The following is an 862-nucleotide window of genomic DNA, read 5'->3' on the forward strand; positions in this document are numbered from 1 at the left end:
CCGATTTTGATGTACAAAGACCAAGTTGTTGCAGTCGCAGACTTGTTTGTGGATCAAACATTTAGTGGCCAAGACTGTGAACTCATTTGGCGCAAGCCTTTGTAATTCATGTCACAATATCGACCATAACTATCTCAAATAAAAAACGATTAGGTGAAGCAATGAAGAGAGCAATGATCGGTGCAGTGGCTGCACTAACCATGTTGAGTGGCCAAGCGCTGGCGGGTGATGCCGCTGCGGGACAAGCTAAAGCTGCAGTATGTGCGGCATGTCATGGCGCAGACGGTAACGCAACGATTCCAGGCTACCCAAATTTGAAAGGGCAAAACGAGCAGTACATCGTGAGCTCAATCAAAGCTTACAAAAACAAAGAACGTAGCGGTGGTCTTGCTGCAGTAATGCAGGCTCAGGCGTCGCTGCTTTCTGATGACGATATTGCAAACCTTGCCGCTTACTACTCAAGTTTGAAGTAAGTAAAAAGCGCATTAACACGTTGTTATCTTATTTCTACAAAACCAGAGCATTGCTCTGGTTTTGTTTTATCTCGAGTTAATAAACCTTATTGAGCTCAGGATTTTAGCTGATGAACCAGAGACAAACATTGAATGTTATGAGACGCTAAACGATAATATGCGCAAACGATTGAAGCTTAAGGGATGAACATGAAAAAGATTGAAGCGATTATCAAGCCATTTAAATTGGATGATGTTCGAGAAGCACTTGCTGAAGTAGGCATCACAGGGATGACCGTTTCTGAAGTGAAAGGTTTTGGTCGTCAGAAAGGCCACACTGAGCTATACCGCGGTGCGGAATACATGGTGGACTTCCTACCGAAAGTGAAACTGGAAATTGTTGTTACTGA

3 protein-coding genes are annotated in these 862 nt (G+C 43.6%); all 3 read left to right on the forward strand.

Annotated elements, in window-relative coordinates; all coding sequences use genetic code 11:
• Positions 1–105: TilS substrate C-terminal domain-containing protein (locus R7Q11_RS25415; protein WP_225466907.1), on the forward strand; the 105-nt coding region annotated here is incomplete at its 5' end.
• Between the two features lie 56 nt (positions 106–161).
• Positions 162–473 (forward strand): c-type cytochrome, encoded by a 312-nt coding sequence (locus tag R7Q11_RS25420; protein WP_031827608.1) that lies wholly within the window; start codon positions 162–164, stop codon positions 471–473.
• Between the two features lie 189 nt (positions 474–662).
• Positions 663–862: P-II family nitrogen regulator (locus R7Q11_RS25425; protein ID WP_225466906.1), on the forward strand; the 200-nt coding region annotated here is incomplete at its 3' end.

The organism is Vibrio sp. 970, assembly GCF_033339075.1.

Coding starts and splice junctions, on each gene's coding strand:
- R7Q11_RS25420 (WP_031827608.1), top strand. CDS start 162: ATGAAGAGAGCAATGATCGGTGCAGTGGCTGCACTAACCATGTTGAGT.